Genomic DNA, 19,208 nt, shown 5'->3' with positions numbered 1-19,208 from the left:
GAGAAAACCGATTAAAACATTAAACCCCACATATGAAATTATCTATACTGGAATGCCTCAGGCATAAGCAGTGGAGACCTTACACTTTAAAGCCTGCCGTTCTTATATTGGCTGGTTCTTTTGCTGCGTCACAAGCACATGCAAGTAGTGTATTGTTTTACACAAATACCAATTCAAGTTTTGCATCATCATTATTTCAACAATCTGAAATAAACATATCAGGTACAGTAACTTCTGGAGGAGAAACTATGCCTGGTGTTAACGTTTTAGAGAAAGGTACGGCTAATGGTACCACCACCGATGGGGATGGTAAGTTTACTTTGAACGTTACCAATCCGGATGCCGTACTTGTCTTCTCATTTATTGGTTATACACCACAGGAAATACCTGTAGGTAACCAGACAAAGATTGAAGTTGTAATGGCAGAAGATATCTCTACACTAGGTGAAGTTGTAGTTGTAGGATATGGTGTGCAGAAAAAGGTAAGTCTTACCAACTCAGTTGCCACTGTACAAACAGAAGCGCTTACTGTAAGACCGCTTTCTAATCTATCTCAGGCCCTACAAGGGCAGGCAGCAGGATTAACTGTACAAGACCAGGGTGGTATACCAGGAAGAGCTAAAACTGCTCTTACCATACGTGGTACTACCAGCTTACCTGACAAAAACAACAAGCGCAAGAATGACCCATTAGTAATTGTAGACGGAATTGAACAGGATATGAACTTTATCAATCCGAATGACATCGAGTCTGTATCAATTCTAAAAGATGCTGCTTCCACAGCAATCTATGGTTCACGAGCTGCAAATGGTGTAATCCTTATCACGACAAAGAGAGCAAAAGAAGGTAAAGTTACAGTAGACTATAATGGATACTATGCTTTACAGCGCTCAATCAATAATCCTGAAATGATGGATACTGAGGCGTATATGAGGTTACAACAGACTGCCTATAACAACGCCGGGCTTGCAGTACCAGCAATGTTCACCGATGAGTCTATCCAGACCTGGGTAAACAGCAAAGACCGTGAACAATATCCTTTACCAAACGTATGGTATAAAGAGTTATTTAAAACTGCACCGCAGTATAATAATTCTATTGCCGTAAGTGGTGGTAGCGAGAACTTTAAGGCCCGTATGAGTGCGCGCAATATGCGCCAAGATGCGTTAATAGAAGGTTATGACTTTGACCTGAAAGATGTAAGGTTGAATTCTGACTTTGCCATATCAAAGAGAATTTCAGTATCAGGAGATTTGAACTACAGACGTGAGCGTTCAACTACACCTACTTTGGAATCCACAATTTATGACAGGCTTTTCCATGGTTCACTTTTCGCAGTTCCTAAATACTCGGATGGATCCTACGGATTAAGCAGCCAAGGACACAACCCGCTTATGTATGCTGAACTTGGTGGAAAATCAACACAGGTAGTTGAAAATATCATTGGTAGCCTGCGTGCAAGCTGGGAGATTGTTGATGGATTGAAGTTTAGCACCCAAATCGCGCCACGTATTGTTTTGACACGTAAGAAGGACTTTACAAATTCTTTTAGTAATACGGACAAGGTTAAAAATATTACAAAAGTTCCGGCCAACAATTCGCTTGCAGAGTCTAGAATTAATGCTACTGAGTATACTATCAACAATTTACTGACTTACCAAAAAGAGTTTGGCAAACACAACATTTCAACGTTGATAGGACACTCTGAAATCTCTAATACAACTGACTCATTATGGGCATATAGAGAGCGATTCTATAGCAACGACGTTCAATCAATCGGACAAGGTGCAAATGACGGAACGAGAAACAACAGAGGCCGCGATACCAAATGGGGACTTCGCTCTTATATGTTGCGTGTAAATTATGCCTTTGCTGACAAGTACCTATTTGAAGTAAACGGTCGTTATGACGGATCATCTCGCTTTATTGGAGATAACGTATATAGCTTTTTCCCTTCGGTTTCAGCAGGATGGAGAATTTCGGAAGAGCAATTCCTTGAAAACGTAAACTTTATAGAAGAACTTAAGATAAGAGGATCTTGGGGAAAAACAGGTAATCAGGCCGTAGGACTTTATAGCTACTATCAGGCTTATGACCCAGGCGCATACTATTTCGGAGGTGCTTCTGTAATATCATATGGTTTCAAACAATTAGCTAACAGGGATATAACATGGGAAACAACTGAGCAGACAAACGTAGGTTTCGATGCGTTGCTATTTGAAAACCTCAGTCTATCATTTGATTACTATAAGAAACGTACTGATGGCATTTTGATAAACCTTCCAATTCCTTCAACTGTTGGACTTCTTCCAGCACCTCAAAATGCGGGTATTGTAGATAATAGCGGGATTGAACTTGCTCTTGGTTATAGAGGAGAATTTAAGCCCGGGTTCACCTATGGCTTTAGCGGTAACTTCGCTATGAACAAGAATGAAGTGGTTGACCTTGCAGGAACAGGACCTTATATTACTGGAAATGACATAGACCCACGTTATGTAATTAAGGAAGGTCTTCCTATTAATGCACACTGGGGTTACCAAACCGATGGCTTATTTCAAAACGATACTGAAATTGCTCAATATCCAACGATTGGCGATTACGGTGACAAAAAAACAGCAAAACCAGGCGATGTGAAGTATGTTGATCGTAACAACGATAAGATCATCAACGCAGATGATATGATGATGATTGGCACAAGCTTCCCTAAGTTTACTTACGGCTTTACAGTTAACCTTGGATACAAGAATTTTGAATTGGCAGCGTTCTTCCAAGGAGCTGCAGATATGGACGTAAGATTATCAGGTGCACTTGCTGAAATGGGTAACAACGAGGGATTCGTACCTTCCGTTGTAGAAGGAAATTATTGGACACCAACTAATCCAAACGCTAAATTCCCACGTCCTGTAAAACGCGAGTTAAAAAACGTGAATACTTCGGACAGAATGATTTTGGATGCTTCTTACCTGAAGCTGAAGAATATTCAATTGACGTATAACCTTCCTTCGTCGCTTATTGAAAAAGCACGTATGACAAAGGCTAGTGTATACGCTTCAGCAACGAATGTATTGACCTTCTCTAAGTTGAAGGAATGGGGACTTGATCCTGAAGTGGAATCTGGAAGAGCATTATACTATCCTCAGGTTTCTCTTATGACACTGGGCGTTAATGTTCAATTTTAACAACTACTAATGATTGAAATCATGAGATTTAAAAAATATTCTATCATAGCTATTACTACACTATCGTGCTCACTTGGCACGATAGGTTGTACAGATGACTTGCTCGAAACGGTACCAACTGACAGAGTGTTAGATGAATTTTACTGGAGTGGCAGTGATAACGATGCCAAGCTAGCTGTTAACGCCGCATACCAGTACCTGGATGAACCAGAACGTATTTTCAGAAGAGATGCTTATTCAGATATCGGACATGTAAATCTATTTTTTAGCAACGATGCTTTTGTTGAGCAAAGCCTGGATGCTTCAAGCTCTGTAATTGCAGATGAATGGGCTGTGGCTTATAAAGGAGTTGCAGCAGCTAACTTTGTACTTGACAATATACATAAAGTAGTTGTTACAGATGCTAACAAAAAAGTAGTTGAACAGTACATAGGAGAAGCTAAAACACTACGTGCTTTTCAGTACATTAAACTGGCTGCCATGTTTGGCAACGTACCCCTTGTTAAAAAGATGATTTCCGTTGAAGAAGCACGTGAACTTACAAGCGCGCCTGTTTCTGAAGTTTGGGACTTTGTAGATGCTGAACTAGATAGCGCTGCAAATCTACTTCCTACAACGCATAGTGCTGCAGAAAAAGGACGTATAACAAAAGGTGCAGCTTTAGCTTTAAAAGCAAGAGCCAATCTTTATGCAGGCCGTATGGCCGAGGCTGCTACAGATGCAAAAAAAGTAATGGACCTTAATGTGTACGATATTTATTCTCAATACAAAAACCTTTTTACCTATGCTGGTGAAAATGATTTAACTAATAAAGAGGTTATACTTGACAGGCAATATGTGAAAGACATATTACCAAACCAGGTTTTTGCGATTATGGCACCTTACAGTGCAAATGGGACAACTACACCTAGTCCTAACCAGTTTGTTCCTACCAAGGCGCTAAGTGACATGTACACGATGCAAAATGGAAAGCTAATCACTGATGTTACAAGTGGATTTGATCCATTCAATCCTTATGTTGGTCGCGATCCCCGAATGGCTTATACACTGTATGTACCTGGCGCTGTACTTCCTGATGGTAAAATCTTTAACCCGACACCAGGCAGCAAAACTGCTGATGAAGTTGGTAGCACATTCTATGCTACATCTACAGGATATACGCTGAAAAAGTATATCAATGCTGAAGACAGAAACAGCAAGCTGAACAATGGGATTAATATTATTCAATTACGCTATGCCGAAGTTTTATTGACGTATGCAGAAGCAAAAATTGAAGCTAATGATATTGATCAGAGCGTAGCAGATGCCATTAATAAAGTCCGCCAAAGAGGTGATGTTAATTTACCAGAAATAACACTTCCTATTGGACAAGAAGAACTGAGAGAGATTGTAAGACGTGAAAGAACAATTGAACTTGCATTTGAAGGACACAGATTATTTGACATTCGCAGATGGAAAATTGCTGAAACTGTGGTTCCTGGAAATGTTTATGGTATCACGTACGTAAGCAACGGAGAATTAAAGACCGTACAAGTGGCTTCATTTACTAAAAAGTTTTTTGCTCCAAGAGATTATGTATGGCCTGTTCCTCAAAATGAGCGCGTCCTGAGTCCTAAGTTGGACAAAAATGGATGGTAGGTAACATCCTTTAAGCAGAAAGAACAAGAAACAATAGTGTGAACCACTATTGTTTCTTCTTTTTTAAAAACACTCACAGAAAAACTATTATGAAAAGAATAAGCTTACTATTTGTATTCGTCCTGGCAGTAGTCATCGGCTATGCCCAGAAGAAAGAGAAGCCCAACATCATCATCATCTTTATGGATGATATGGGGTATGGTGACATCGAACCGTACGGCATGACGGGAATTCCTACTCCCAATTTCAATCGCCTAGCAAAAGAAGGAATGCGCTTTACACATTTTAATGCAGGCCAGGCAGTTTGTACAGCCTCACGCGCCGCGCTACTTACGGGGTGTTATCCCAACAGAATTGGCATGACGGGCGCTCTACTACCAGGAGCGAAGAAAGCACTAAATCCGCAGGAAGAAACTATTGCTTCTACTTTAAAAAAAGTTGGTTATAAAACTGCGATGTATGGCAAATGGCATCTTGGGAACAAACCTCCTTACTTCCCTGTGCACTATGGCTTCGATAGCTTTTATGGTATACCCTATTCACATGACATTTGGCCAATGGACTACGATGGAAACCGCATAACTGATCCTGCCAACTTCAGAGGCACATGGCCTGTGTTACCTGTATATCAGAACGACACTAAAGTCGACTCCATCCTTAGCTTACAACGTCAGGCTAGACTAACTTCGGACTTCACTACGCGAGCCGTTGATTTTATAAAGAACAACAAGAAGAACCCTTTCTTCCTTTATCTCGCGCATCCCATGCCACACGTTCCATTGGCAGCATCTGAAAAATTCAAAGGCAAAAGTGAGCTTGGTCTTTTTGGTGATGTAATCATGGAAATAGATTGGTCAATAGGCGAAATCATGAAGGCGTTAGACAAGGAAAAACTTGCAGACAACACGTTGCTTATTGTAACAAGTGATAATGGTCCCTGGCTAAACTTTGGTGATCATGCAGGCTCTTCCGGAGGTTTCAGACAAGGCAAGTCCACATCATGGGAAGGAGGCACACGTGTACCGTTATTTATCCGCTGGCCAGGTAAAATAGAAGCATCAACGGTTAATAGCCAGCTAATGACAAATATGGATATACTACCAACGCTGGCTGCTCTGACCGGTGCGCCATTACCGAGTAACAAGATCGATGGTATGAACTTTCTTCCTGTATGGCTGGGACAAACAGGAAAAGGACCACGCGAAGTGTTCTATTATTACTTTGGCAATAACAACCTGGAAGGTGTACGATATAAAAACTGGAAGCTCGTACTCAATCATCCATCAGGTTCTTATCACGAACTTCATGGCAAGTATGGTAAACCAGGTACCATTGCACGTGTAGACGTTCCAATGGCACTTTATGATCTTGCGCATGATCCGGGAGAAGCGTACGATGTTCAGAAATTATATCCTGAGATTGTAGAGAAGCTTCAAGCTTTGGCGGAATCAGCCAGAGAAGATCTTGGGGATGATCTGGTTAAAAAAGAAGGCCGAAATGTGCGTAAACCTGCAGCAGTAGAATAAGTTATATTCACTTAAAATAAAAAATGCAACCTTTTTCAGGTTGCATTTTTTATAAGCGTCAGAACAGTATTAATTTCTTTCCGCCTGAAGCTTTTCATATAATTTCTTCGCGCTGATTAACTCTGTTACATCTTCGGCGTAAATACCCGCAGCCACGATCTTTCCTAAGTTGTCATGAATTGGGCTATACTTTTCACTGAAGTAATGCACTACTTCACCTCTCGTGAATTGCAGGAGCTGTTCAAACGATTCACCTTTAAATACTCGTTTCAAGTGTTTGTACATTTGAGCACGTTCTTTTTCATTTTCAATGATATCTGGCAGCACCATTCCCTTTACTAATTCAACGCCTGTATTCGTCTTAATTCTTTGCTGGAAAGGTTGATTAAAATCAAGCAGGCGAAATTCTTTGTCTACAACATGTATTGCAATTTTACAACCATTAAAAATTTCCTGCATAAACTCCCTGTTAACAGAAAGGTTATTAACTTCTTCCTTTGATTGAGTTTCCACTGAAATATCACGAGCTATTATAGCAATAGCTTCAACATTTCCTTCTGCGTCCTTTAATGGTGCGTGACGTACAATAAAGGTATTATTAAACCCTGAAGTTGTAAGTTTCTCAGTAATTTCGATCGTCTCACCATTGAAAATCCTCTTGTAAAAAAGCCTTTTATCGTCTCTTACTTCCGGAGGAAAGATATTTAGTATGTCAAATCCTTTATTAACAGCAGTGCCCCTCGATTCGAACGATGAGGAAAAAGTTTTATTAAAATGAAGCAAACAATAATTTTTATCAATAGTTAGAATTGAATCTGTGGACTCATCCAGCAAACCTTTTATATACTGCTCGCTTTTTTGAACTACCTCCAGAACTCTCTGCATCTCCTCCTGGGTGGCCGATAACTCTTCCATGTTTTGCCTCAGTTCTTCCTCCTGCGCCTTCAACTCCTCGCTCTGTTGTTGCGATTCATTCAATAGCTTCTCTACTCTGGTTCTCGCAGAAACAGCTTCAGAAACATCTTTTCCAAAAATGGCCACGCCAGTAATAGCGCCATTTTTATCTCTTAACGGGCTGTATGTTACCGCAAAGTGTTGCTCCCTATCTTTAAAAGAATAGCGCTCGGTAACTTCAAATGTCTCACCGTTAAGTCCCCGGTCGTAATAAGCCCTGTATGTCGGCCTTTGCTCTTCGGTGAAAAGGTCAAAAATATTAAATCCTTTTCCTACTTCCATTCCAAACTTAGCATAGGTGTCATAAGTAGTCTTATTACAGGAAATGACTTTGTATTCTCGATCAATAGTAATAATGGAATCATTGGTTGCATTCATGAGGTCGGTCATAAATGATTCCCTGTTTTGAACCTCTGTTAAAACACGCTGTATTTCATCCTGCGTAGCAGAAAGCTCTTCCATGTTTTGCCTCAGTTCTTCCTCCTGCGCTTTAAGCTCTTCTGTCTGGTGTTGGGAGTCATTCAATAACTTCTCAGCATTATTTTTCGCGGCAACCGTCTCTGAAATATCCTTTCCAAAAATAGCCGCGCCTATTATTGCACCTTGTTCATCCCTTAATGGACTGTAGGTAACAGCAAAGTATTGCTCCCTATCCTTAAAAGAATAACGTTCCGTAACTTCGAACGTCTCACCTTTCTTTAGGGACCGGTCGTAATAAGCTTTATAAACTTCTCTTTGTTCCTGGGTAAACAGATCAAAAATATTGAACCCCTTCCCTACCTCCATTCCGAATTTCGAATACATTTCGACGGTGGCCTTATTACATGAGATAATTTTGTAATCTTTATCAATAGTAATGATGGAATCATTCGTCGCATTCATGAGATCAGTCATAAATGCTTCTCTGTTTTGAACCTCTGTCAGGACTCTCTGCATTTCATCCTGTGTGGCAGAAAGTTCTTCCATGTTCTGACGCAACTCCTCTTCCTGGGCCTTAAGCTCCTCTGCCTTCTGTTGAGATTCGTTCAGCAGACGTTCTGTTTGCTGACCAGCTTCAACTGCATCTGTAACATTCCTGGAAAAAACTGCTACTTCATAAATTTCACCCTGATGATTTGTAAGTGACGCATATATTGAATGGAAATAATATTTACTGCCATTGATTTCACTCTCAGCAGTAAAGTTAATATTTTCGCCTTTCAACGCACGCTCATAAAGCTCCAACTGTTTTGTGCGCTCATCACCCTTATACCAATCCAATGTACTGGAACCTTTTTCAAGGCGCATTCCAAATTGTTCTAATGACCGAGCAAACGTTTTATTCCAGCTAACCAGCCTATAACTTTTGTCAACGGTATAGATAGAATCCGTAGAGACGTCAAGCAAATGTTTTACATAAGCTTCTTTACCTTCTACTTCTTTTAAAATGCGCTGCATCTCTTCCTGTGTTGCAGACAATTCCTCCATGTTCTGCCGCATCTCTTCTTCCTGAGAACGGAGTTGTTCAGCGTGGTACTGCGATTCTTTCAATAACGCGTTTGTTCTCTGCGTAGTTTTTACCGTAGAAAGCGATGAGGCTATACTCTCACCCAGGCGCTCTATAAACCTAATTTGATAGGGAAGTATATTGGCAAATGAGGCCAGTTCAACAACACCCAGCACATTGTCTTCTAACTTTAGCGGAACAATTAGAAGATGCTTTGGCAAGGCTTCACCTAACCCCGAGGTAATCTTAATAAAATTACTTGGGATGTTCGTCATGTAAATTGTCTCCTTCTCGAGAACAACCTGACCTATCGACCCCTCCCCTAACGCAATCTTTTGATCCTGAAACTTTTTGCGGCTGTAGGCATAACATGCAACTCTTTCAATGAATATATCAGCTGTATCGTCATTAACTATATACAGAGCCCCCTGATTAGCATTCATATACTTCACCAAGTTGCTGATAATGCTATCCGCGAGTTCGTTTGTATTGTTATTCTTCGCGCGAAGTATCTCAACGAATTGCGCCAAGCCCTCGCGAACCCAGTTCCGTTCCTCTTCATCCATTGAAATCTTCTTCAGCCTATTACGCATGCTTTCCAAAGAAGCTGCCAACAAATTATCAGTACCAGCTTCATTGGAATCAATATTAAACTTCGCTTCAAGATTTCCACTTTCAATCTCTTTTATAAAATCGGCAGCATTTTTTATCTGGTGATTTTGATGATTTACATTTTCATACAACTTCTTTAGTCGATCCTTTTGGACAAGCGTAAGATTTAAAAGCTTCATTAGGTTGTTAATAGTTAGTCGCGAATGTATAACCTATTATGTGCCAAACATGAGTGTGACTATTGGATCTACTGTATAGTGATGAAAGACTTTTACATGTTTTTAAGATATATCTGCTTACAGTTGACGTTACTCTATAAACTGCATTTAGAAAATGAGATGTAAATAGTACGAATATCTCTGGTAACGCTATGTTAATACTGTTTGTCCTAAAAAATTACTTCGTAAGGTTTTGGTAACGTTACAGAAAAAACAATAAGTACAACGGGCTTGCAGAATGACTCAATTTCTATTTTCAAACAAAGACGTTTTCATTCTGAGAATTGTGAAAATAGCCCAACTATTAATTTTAAGTACATTTTAGTATCCAGGTTCTGTCTTAATTAAGTACTCATACTTAAGTCTAACACATGGGACAATATTCATATATAGCCGGTTCATAGTAGAAAAAAATCTAGCTGGTTTTCAACAACTTATGTCTGAAGATTGGAATTCTTGAAATATTAATACAAACTAAACCGTCTATCAATTAAACTTGTTGGTCCCCTTTCTAAAGTTAAATGAAACGCTTCTATATCGATTCAGAATTTACCGGCTTGAGGTCATGGATATTAAATCTTCCCGAGACGTTTAATGAAATGGGAACGGTAATGAAAGACAATCGGAATATTTTAAGAAAGACTAAAGAGGCAGGACAGGAGATTGTTGTTAAAGACTTTAAAGGGATGTACTTCCTTAACAGACTTGCATATAGTTTGTTTGCGAAATCAAAAGCAGAAAAATCTTTTAACCACTCTGCTATACTTAACGAAAGAGGCATCGCTACGCCCCAACATATTGCATGGGTAAACTGCTACAGATGGGGCATTTTAACACGTTGTTACTTCATAAGCATTTTTAGTCCTGCACAAACATTCATTGAGACCATAAATGAACTTAAGGATTCAGCGCCGCACCTAAAAGAAAAACTTCTACGAGACTTCGCAGGCTTTGCCAAAAAACTTCATAAATCAGAGATTTACCATAAAGATTTTTCAAATGGGAATGTACTTGTTACTAAAGCAGATGACCGTTTTGAATTCTCACTGGTTGATTTGAATAGAATTAAATTCTTTCCAGTTAACTATGTGCAGGGATTAAAAAACTTTGCGACCCTTGGCCTTACACAAGAGGATTTATACACCATCATTGAAGAATATGCCCTACTTCGCAATGAGGACGTTTCCTCATCAATTAAAATATTGGAGGAATATCGCCAAAGAAAGTCATACCGGCGTTCAATCAGAAAAAAACTTCGTAAATTAACTATTACCCGTATTGAAAACCTGATGAGGAGCAATTCTTAAGAAGCACCGTTATGAATGTAATCAAAAAAATAAATGTCTTCAGAGGCAAAGTGTTACGTAAATTAACAAGAAACATTGGCTCATCTCACCTTAACCGAAGATTTGACTTAAAAGAGGAAATAGAGATAAAAAAGATTTTAGTATGCCGACCTAACCATAGACTTGGAAATCTGCTACTCATTACCCCTCTTCTACAAGACATTGCAGATACTCTTCCAGAGGCAAGAGTTGATTTGTTTGTTAAAGGAAGCTCAGCACGAACGATATTTAAGAATTACGATAATATCAATAATATCATTCAGCTACCCAGGAAGCCTTTCAAGAATATTATTGATTATATGAAAGGATGGCTATCTCTTGCTATTAATAGATACGATATCGTGATAAACGTTGTTAATCATTCATCATCAGGAAGACTTTCAACACAATATGCCAACGCTAAATTTAAATTTTTTGGCGACATCAATAGCGATATCACATCTCAATATCCCGACTACCAACATATGGCCAAGTATCCGGTGTACAGCTTTAGATACCATCTTTCTAAACTTAACATAAACGCAAGCAGGAAACCTGTTGCTAATCTTGATCTTAAATTGACCATTGCTGAAATCGAGAACGGAAGGAAGCTTTTGAATAATTTAATCAATAATAACCGAAGAACAATTTGTATCTTCACTTACGCGACGGGATCGAAATGTTACTCGCAAGCATGGTGGGAGGAAGTCTACAACCGGCTGAAAACAGAATATAAAGATTTTAATATCATCGAAATCCTTCCAGTTGAAAATATATCCCTGATCGGGTTTAAGGCACCCTCCTTCTACAGTAAAGATATCAGGGAGATCGGGTCACTTATTGCCAATACAGAGGTTTTCTTAGGAGCAGATAGTGGAATGATGCATTTGGCGAGTGCGGTGCATACGCCAACAATTGGGCTCTTTAAAGTATCAAAAGAAAATACTTACAAACCCTACAACAATAAGAGCACTTCGATAAATACCACCAAAGAAAACCACCTTGAGGAATGTATTCAAACAATCAACAATATTCTTCAACCTACCGCCCACGTTTGAAAATCTCATTATTCGATTATTATTGACACTTGTATGGTTCAACTCGTCATCTTCGAGGAAATTACAGAGATGGCTGAAGGGATCTAAAAAAGTAGTATTATCTTCCATCTGCAAAAATTAAACCTATGAATCTTAAACCTATCCCGTTCCTTTTACTCGTTACATTAAATATTGTTGTAGCTCAGAATAGCAAGCGCAATAATTCGAAAGAGGAGATGAAACATGCTGCCTCAGGAAACATACAGGAGAATTACGCTGTATATAAACAAATTGCTCTTGAAATCTGGAATTACGCTGAGGTAGGATATAAGGAGATAAAGAGCTCGGCTCTACTCCAAAAAACGTTAAAGGAGAACGGATTCAATCTTCAATCGTCTGTGGTTGGTATTCCGACAGCATTTGTCGCTTCTTATGGAAGTGGCAAACCTGTAATCGGTATTCTTGCTGAATACGACGCCTTACCAGGTTTGTCACAAGACGCTATACCGGAGCGAAAGGCGATTGAAGGAAAAAGCGCAGGTCATGCTTGTGGTCATCATTTATTTGGAACTGCGAGCGTTGCTGCAGGAATAGAACTTAAAAAGTTAATAGAATCGGGTAAGTTAAAAGGAACTATAAAAGTATTTGGAACTCCTGCAGAGGAAGGTGGTAGTGGCAAAGTTTATATGGTGCGAGAAGGTTTGTTTAATGACGTAGATGCTGTTATTCATTGGCATCCTTCATCAGAAAATGGTGTTACAATGACGAGTGCGCTCTCTAATAAGTCAGCCAAATTCAGATTCAAGGGAGTATCATCGCATGCTGCTGCATCTCCTGAGAAAGGGAGGAGTGCATTGGATGCGGTTGAAGCCATGAATTATATGGTTAACATGATGCGCGAGCATGTTCCTCAGGAGACCCGAATACATTATGTCATTACAAACGGAGGCAAAGCCCCTAACGTAATTCCTGATTTTGCAGAAGTATATTATTATGTTCGTCATCCAAGAAAAGAAGTTGTTGTAGATGTTTTTGAGAGGGTTGTGAATGCAGCTAACGGTGCAGCGCTAGGAACAGGAACAAAGGCAGAGTTCGAAATTATTGGCGGTACGCATGATTTACTTATTAATAAAACATTAGCCGAAATAATGCAAAAGAACCTTGAAAAGGTGGGTGGCATTCAATACACATCTGAAGAAAATACATTTGCAAAAAAGCTTCAGGAGAGTTTTAATTTTACTGCACCTCCTATAGAAGACGCCAACAAGATTTCACCACTGAAAACTGAGTCAGATGCTGGCGGAGGCAGTACCGACGTTGGTGATGTTAGTTATACGGTGCCCACTGTAGGTGTTCGAACTGCTACCTGGGTTCCTGGGACCCCAGCGCACAGCTGGCAGGCAGTAGCATGTGGTGGCACAGAAATAGGAACCAAAGGAATGATCGTTGCTGCAAAAGTAATGGCACAAACAGGTATTGATCTCTTTACCGATCCTGCAATTATTGTTAAGGCGAAAGAAGAGTTTACAAGATCAATTGGTAGCTATAAGTACAGATCATTGCTAGGAGATCGACAGCCTGCATTGAATTACAGGGACTAATCTTAGCGCGACTGGTTATAAAAAAGTCCAGCCTCATGTGAGGCTGGACACATAGTTGTATTGATCAACTATGTACACCCCAAAATTCTAGAAACTCTCCTCAACTCTTATCCTGTTAAACATTCCGTAGATGATAGGAAATACAAGGAGAATTAAGATCGTTGCAGTTATTAAGCCGCCAATGATTACTATGGCTAGTGGTTTTTGGCTTTCTGAACCTATACCCGTTGACATTGCTGCAGGTAATAAACCTATAGATGCCATTAATGCAGTCATTACAACCGGCCGCGTACGGTTCTTAATACCAAGCTTGAGAGCATCTGACAGGTGCATATTGTTCCTAAGATTTTCATTAAACTCTGTAATCAGAATAACACCGTTCTGAACACATATACCAAACAATGCAATGAAGCCCACGCCAGCGGAAATACCGAAATTAATTCCGGTAAGATGAAGTGCTATAATCCCTCCTATCAGCGCAAAGGGAACATTAATTAATACGAGGCCTGCATCTTTCGCATTACCAAACATTATGAACAACAACACGAAGATTGCAATAAGACTAAAAGGCACAACTTCAGAGAGTGTTTTCGTGGCACGAACCTGGTTTTCAAACTCACCTGTCCATTGTAGTGTATAACCTTGAGGTATATCTACATTTCTTAGAACTCGTTGTTGGGCCTCTGCTATTGTACTTCCCAAGTCACGTTCTCTAACCGTAAACTTTACTCCAATAAATCTGCTATTGTTGTCTCTATAAATAAAAGCAGGGCCAGTGGTGGAACTGATCGTTGCAATCTCTTTTAAAGGAACCTTTTTTCTATTAAGAGAAGGAACAAGAATATTTTCAATCTCCATTTCTGATTTACGATACTCATAAGGAAAGCGAAGCCTTATATCAAACTTCCTCTCACCTTCATACATTATTGAAGCGGTTTTACCGCCAATAGCCATTTCAATAACTGCTTGTGCGTCAGCCGTGGTAACACCATAAAGGGCCATTTTATGATCATGAAGTTTTATCTGTATTTCTGGCTGCCCAACGTTTCTAAGAATACCTGCGTCTTTAATTCCGTGCACATCGTTAATGCTTCTCAAAACTTTACTCGCTAATTGATCGAGAACATCCAGATCAGGACCAAAAATTTTAACTGCATTGTTTGCGTTCATTCCCGCCACCGCCTCAGCCACATTGTCAATGATAGGCTGAGAATAATTATAATTGATACCCTGGTATTTCGTCAATTTGGTATCCATTTCTTCTATGAGATGATCTACCGTAATTTTTCGATCCCACTCATCCTTTGGCTTCAGGTTTACCTGCATCTGCACATAATAGAAACCGCTCGGATCTGTACCATCATTGGATCTTCCCGTTTGAGACAATACACCGTTTACTTCCTTAAAGTCCATAAGTTCGCCCCGAAGTGTACGAACCATTTTAACAGTTTCATTCAATGACATGCTCATTGGCATTTTTGCTTCAACCCATAATGCCCCCTCATTTAACTGCGGAAGGAACTCAGTCCCCATCCACTTCAATGAAAATAAAGTAAGCGCTACTATTGAAAAGGCTATTGCTAATGTTGTCTTTTTATGAGCAAAAGTCCAGTTAAAACCTTTTGATACAATCCGCTCAAAAAACGAGACTATAAACGTATGCTTTTCTTTAACATTCTTCTTGAGTAAGACCGCGCTTAGCACGGGAACAAGCGTAAGTGTAAAGATTAACGCACCCAGTAGAGCAAAACCTAATGTGTATGCTAAAGGTGAGAACATTTTTCCTTCCACCTTTTGAAAAGAGAAAATAGGAAGCAAAGCTGTAATAATAATAAGCTTAGAAAAGAACACAGCCTTACCTGTTTGCGTTGCTGTTTTTTTAATCAAGCCAAGCTTGGAGATACGATTGAATCGTTCCATTCCAAATCGTTTAGCAGTATGGTCAAGGGCGACGAACAAGCCTTCTACCATTACTACAGCTCCATCTATAATAATTCCAAAGTCGATTGCTCCTAAAGAAAGTAAGTTGGCACTCATGCCTTTCATTCTAAGACAGAAGAAAGCAAACAAAAGGGATAAAGGAATAATAATAGACACGATAAGGGTCGTACGCCAATCAGCCATAAAAAGGAGTACAATGGCAGTGACGAAGATGATACCTTCTACTAGGTTATGCATTACGGTATGCGTGGTGTACGTCATCAAAACATCACGATCGTAAAACGTCTGCATCTTTACATCTCCCGGTAATATCAGCGTGTTCAGTTCATCGATCTTTGCTTTTACACGCCCGAGAACTTCGCTGGAGTTCTCCCCCTTCCGCATGACAACTATTCCTTCAACTACATCGTCGTTTTTATTAAGACCTACCTGACCTACTCTTGGAAGATCAGATTGTATCACTGAAGCAACGTTGCGTACCAGGACAGGAACCCCTTCCCTATCTTCGACAATAATATTTTCTATATCCTCAATCGAGTTGAGAAGGCCCATACCTCGAACTACGTAAGCTTGTCCATTTTTCTCAATTACGTCTCCCCCCACATTTATATTACTCTTACTTACAGCTTCATAAACATCAAGCGGCGTAATATCGTACCTGGTAAGCATTGCGGGGTTAACTTGTATTTCATAGATCTTTTCGCGTCCGCCGAAGGCTACAACATCCGCAACACCAGGTACTGCCCTAAGTTGTCTATCAATTACCCAGTTTTGAATAGTAAGCAGCTCTCTTGTGTCTTTATTCTTAGACTCAAGCACATATCGAAAAATCTCACCTGTCGGCCCGTATGGAGGTTGGATCTCAGGATTCACACCATCGGGAAGATCAACGTTAACAAGCTGATTATTTACCTGCTGTCGAGCAAAAAAATCCTCGACATCATCTTCGAAGATAATCTTGATAACCGACAAACCAAACATGGAGATAGAACGCACATTTGTTTTGCGTTGAACTGAATTCATTGCGACCTCAATAGGTATTGACACAAATCGTTCGATTTCCTGTGCACTTCTCCCCTGCCATTGTGTAACAATAATGATTTGCGTATTAGTTACATCCGGAAATGCTTCTATTGGAGTGTTTCGATAGCTTGCTATCCCTGCAGCAATCATCACGCCTACCCAGAAAAAGGTAAAGAACCGATTCTTTAATGAGAAAGCTACGATATTCTTAATCAGTTTATTCATCTCACGGTAGTATTATAATTTTTACGAATTGAAACACGATAGCAAAATCAATCTTAAACCTTTCATTTCGCTTAGTCATTTAGAGCATCATAAATGAACAACTGATTCTTGCTAATTACCACCTCGCCAGGAGCAACACCTGATAAAAGCCACGCACTATTCTGCGTTGTTTTATATAATTCCACTTCACGTGTCTCAATATTGTAGCGGTCTTTAAAAACCATTACAAACTGCCTGCTCTTATCAAATATTATAGCAGAGGCAGGAACAGAAGGCAAAGCTTTTGTTTCATTATAAAAAACTCTGGTGGTAGCAATCATCTCCGGCTTAAGCTTAAAATCCTGGTTCTTAATTCGCACGCGTACCTTCATTGTTTTTGTTTCCGGATCAAGTACATTGAATATCTTATCGATCCTGCCTTGAATTAATTCTCCAGGATAACTCAATGTAGAGATTGTGACGTTCATTCCTTCCTTTATTCTCGATATGTCGCTTTCATATACATTTGCTACTGCCCATACCTCACTTAACTCAGCAACAGTGAATACACTTTCATTGTGCCCAGAAGGCAAAGTCATGTCTCTGTTAATTCGCTTATCAATTACAAACCCATTAATAGGAGACTTAAGGTAGTACTCGGACCTGGAGTTAAATCCATAAATGGAGAATGTTTCTTTTATCTTCCTAAGTGCAGCTTCTGCTTTTTCTAGCTCCTTTTGAGCAGATACAATTTCTCTTTCAGATACAAGTTTCGAAGCATACAAATCCTGCTTGACGGTAAGGTTTTTCTGTGCGACTAATACGTCCGATTGTGCATCAGTAAGTTCACGATCATACTCTGCCACCTCACCACTTCTTATAACTCCTAATGTTTGGCTCTTTTTTACAAAATCACCTAGTTCTGCATCGATGGATAACACGTTCCCGCCTACAATCGGAAATATCTCAACCATTCGATTTTCGTCCGCAACAATTTTACCATTTAGATTGAGTATGCCTTGCACTTGAGTGGGTTTCACAGTATCCAGCTTTATACTGTTTAGCATGGTTTCACTCAGTGCAAAAGCTTTTTTCTCCGCTTCAACCTTTGGTTCATTGTTCGAACAACAGAATAAAATGCCAAACAGCGCTACATAGATGTACTTATTGAACGATGTCCTCGCCCACTGCATAAGTAAGTTCTTCATATGATTTATTTAGATCGGCCTTTAATTGATTGTACTGTATAATATTTGTATTGTAGGATTCAAAGAGGTCTGTAAACTCCAATAATGAAATATTATTCTTACTGTAATTGTTTACTAGTCCTTCACTTAAAAGATTTAACTCACTCTCGAAGTCTTTACTAACTGCATTGTATTGATCCAGAAGAAGACGGAGCACATTCCAGGCATTCTGCACTTCGCTTCTAATTTGTTGTTGCTTTGATTGCAGAAGTACCTTCGATTGCTGGATCCCAATTTTGGCAGATTGAATTTGTCCCTGGTTGCGATTAAAGATGGGAATATTGAATCGTACGGTGAGTGCCGTATAGTTATTTACGTAGCTACCTGCCTGGTCATATAAAACCCCTGCAGCAAGATCAGGCATTGCCTCTTTCTTCGCCAATCTGTACCGAAGCTCGTTTTGTGTCTCCATGCTCTGAATAGTTTTAATCTCAGGTCTGTTGTCCAAAGCGCGATTCACTAAATCCTGCTCATTAATTGCAGGCAAGGGATACGATACGTCGTCAGACGCCATAGGCAATACAACTCGCTCCTCTGCTAAAAGAATTTTTAAAGTTGACTGCAGTTGCATTGTTTCCCGCCTGATGTCGTTTACCTGGTTATTTATCGTAAAATATGTTGTGTTTAATCGGGTAAGCTCTTGAAGAGACACGTTCCCTTTTTTATATTGATCTCCATATACATCAGTCAGATTTTTTAGTAGTACCAGCTGGGAGTTTATATTGGCGATAGCCTTACGAAGGAAGTGATAACGGTAAAACGAAACGTGCAACTCATACCTCAGAGATCTTACCAACTCTTTGTATTGCGACTGAGTCATGCGTTTCTCCTCTTCTGCTAATTTAATGGCTGTATTACGCTGACCAGCAATCCTGAATATTTGTTGCAGACCAACAATTTTTTGCCCCCTATTGCCTACGTCAAACCACTTTGGAGCAGAGGGATTATAAAGATTCCATTCGGTGGATAATTCAGGATTATTAAATAAACGAGCCTGAATTCTTCCTGCCTCTGCCTTATCTATCTCATAATGAAAAGCAATAAGAGACAAGTTTCGGGTTATTAAAAGGCTGTCCGCCTCAGGAAGGGTGACACGGAGCGTATCCTGGCCGTAAAGTGTAGCGTATGAAATCAGTAGCAAAGAAAATATCCTAAGAACCACCATCTCTTTGTTTTATATACAAATGAACGGCGACGTTCTTTAAGACACCTTAAAG

At 39.7% G+C, this 19,208-nt stretch carries 10 protein-coding genes; 6 read left to right on the top strand and 4 right to left on the bottom strand.

All coding sequences use genetic code 11. The features are described 5' to 3' along the window. The first annotated feature begins 32 nt into the window (after window positions 1-32). The 3 genes from KK060_RS01325 (at window position 33) to KK060_RS01315 (ending at window position 6,343) form a co-directional block, all read left to right on the top strand. Window positions 33-3,179, top strand: a complete 3,147-nt coding sequence (locus KK060_RS01325; protein WP_254151596.1) for a SusC/RagA family TonB-linked outer membrane protein — start codon at window positions 33-35, stop codon at window positions 3,177-3,179. Window positions 3,180-3,200: 21 nt separating this feature from the next. Next, on the top strand, window positions 3,201-4,817 hold the full coding sequence (locus KK060_RS01320; protein WP_254151595.1) for a RagB/SusD family nutrient uptake outer membrane protein: 1,617 nt from the start codon (window positions 3,201-3,203) through the stop codon (window positions 4,815-4,817). An 89-nt stretch (window positions 4,818-4,906) separates the two neighbouring features. Then, window positions 4,907-6,343, top strand: a complete 1,437-nt coding sequence (locus KK060_RS01315) for a sulfatase family protein (protein WP_254151594.1) — start codon at window positions 4,907-4,909, stop codon at window positions 6,341-6,343. Window positions 6,344-6,412: 69 nt separating this feature from the next. Here KK060_RS01315 and KK060_RS01310 read toward each other — a convergent pair whose 3' ends face one another. Then, a complete protein-coding gene (locus KK060_RS01310; protein ID WP_254151593.1) occupies window positions 6,413-9,574 on the bottom strand; it encodes a PAS domain-containing protein in 3,162 nt (1,053 codons plus the stop codon). Between the two features lie 560 nt (window positions 9,575-10,134). Between KK060_RS01310 and KK060_RS01305 the strand changes: the two genes are divergently transcribed. The 3 genes from KK060_RS01305 to KK060_RS01295 all read left to right on the top strand — a co-directional run bounded on the left by KK060_RS01305 (window position 10,135) and on the right by KK060_RS01295 (window position 13,576). Then, entirely contained in the window at window positions 10,135-10,920 is a 786-nt protein-coding gene (locus KK060_RS01305; protein ID WP_254151592.1) for a lipopolysaccharide kinase InaA family protein, read from the top strand. A gap of 11 nt (window positions 10,921-10,931) precedes the next feature. Continuing rightward, window positions 10,932-11,996 carry a glycosyltransferase family 9 protein gene (locus KK060_RS01300; RefSeq protein ID WP_254151591.1) on the top strand — a complete coding sequence of 355 codons (1,065 nt, stop codon included), beginning with the start codon at window positions 10,932-10,934 and terminating at the stop codon, window positions 11,994-11,996. Between the two features lie 125 nt (window positions 11,997-12,121). Beyond that, the gene (locus tag KK060_RS01295) at window positions 12,122-13,576 is read left to right on the top strand and encodes an amidohydrolase (RefSeq protein ID WP_254151590.1); all 1,455 of its coding nucleotides are present in this window, start codon (window positions 12,122-12,124) and stop codon (window positions 13,574-13,576) included. 87 nt (window positions 13,577-13,663) lie between these two features. On the opposite strand, the gene KK060_RS01290 is transcribed toward KK060_RS01295, so the two are convergent. From KK060_RS01290 to KK060_RS01280, 3 genes are all read right to left on the bottom strand, one after another. After that, window positions 13,664-16,765, bottom strand: a complete 3,102-nt coding sequence (locus tag KK060_RS01290; protein WP_254151589.1) for an efflux RND transporter permease subunit — start codon at window positions 16,763-16,765, stop codon at window positions 13,664-13,666. A gap of 71 nt (window positions 16,766-16,836) precedes the next feature. After that, the gene (locus KK060_RS01285) at window positions 16,837-17,952 is read right to left on the bottom strand and encodes an efflux RND transporter periplasmic adaptor subunit (protein ID WP_254151588.1); all 1,116 of its coding nucleotides are present in this window, start codon (window positions 17,950-17,952) and stop codon (window positions 16,837-16,839) included. Continuing rightward, the gene (locus KK060_RS01280; protein ID WP_254151587.1) at window positions 17,909-19,156 is read right to left on the bottom strand and encodes a TolC family protein; all 1,248 of its coding nucleotides are present in this window, start codon (window positions 19,154-19,156) and stop codon (window positions 17,909-17,911) included. The genes KK060_RS01285 and KK060_RS01280 overlap by 44 nt, the downstream gene beginning before the upstream one ends. Window positions 19,157-19,208: the final 52 nt, after the last annotated feature.

The sequence above is a fragment of the Chryseosolibacter indicum genome (assembly GCF_018598585.1).
Taxonomy (GTDB): Bacteria; Bacteroidota; Bacteroidia; order Cytophagales; family Cyclobacteriaceae; genus Chryseosolibacter; species Chryseosolibacter indicus.
Note: the sequence above shows the minus strand (reverse complement) of the source record. Positions and strands in the feature narration are given on the sequence as shown.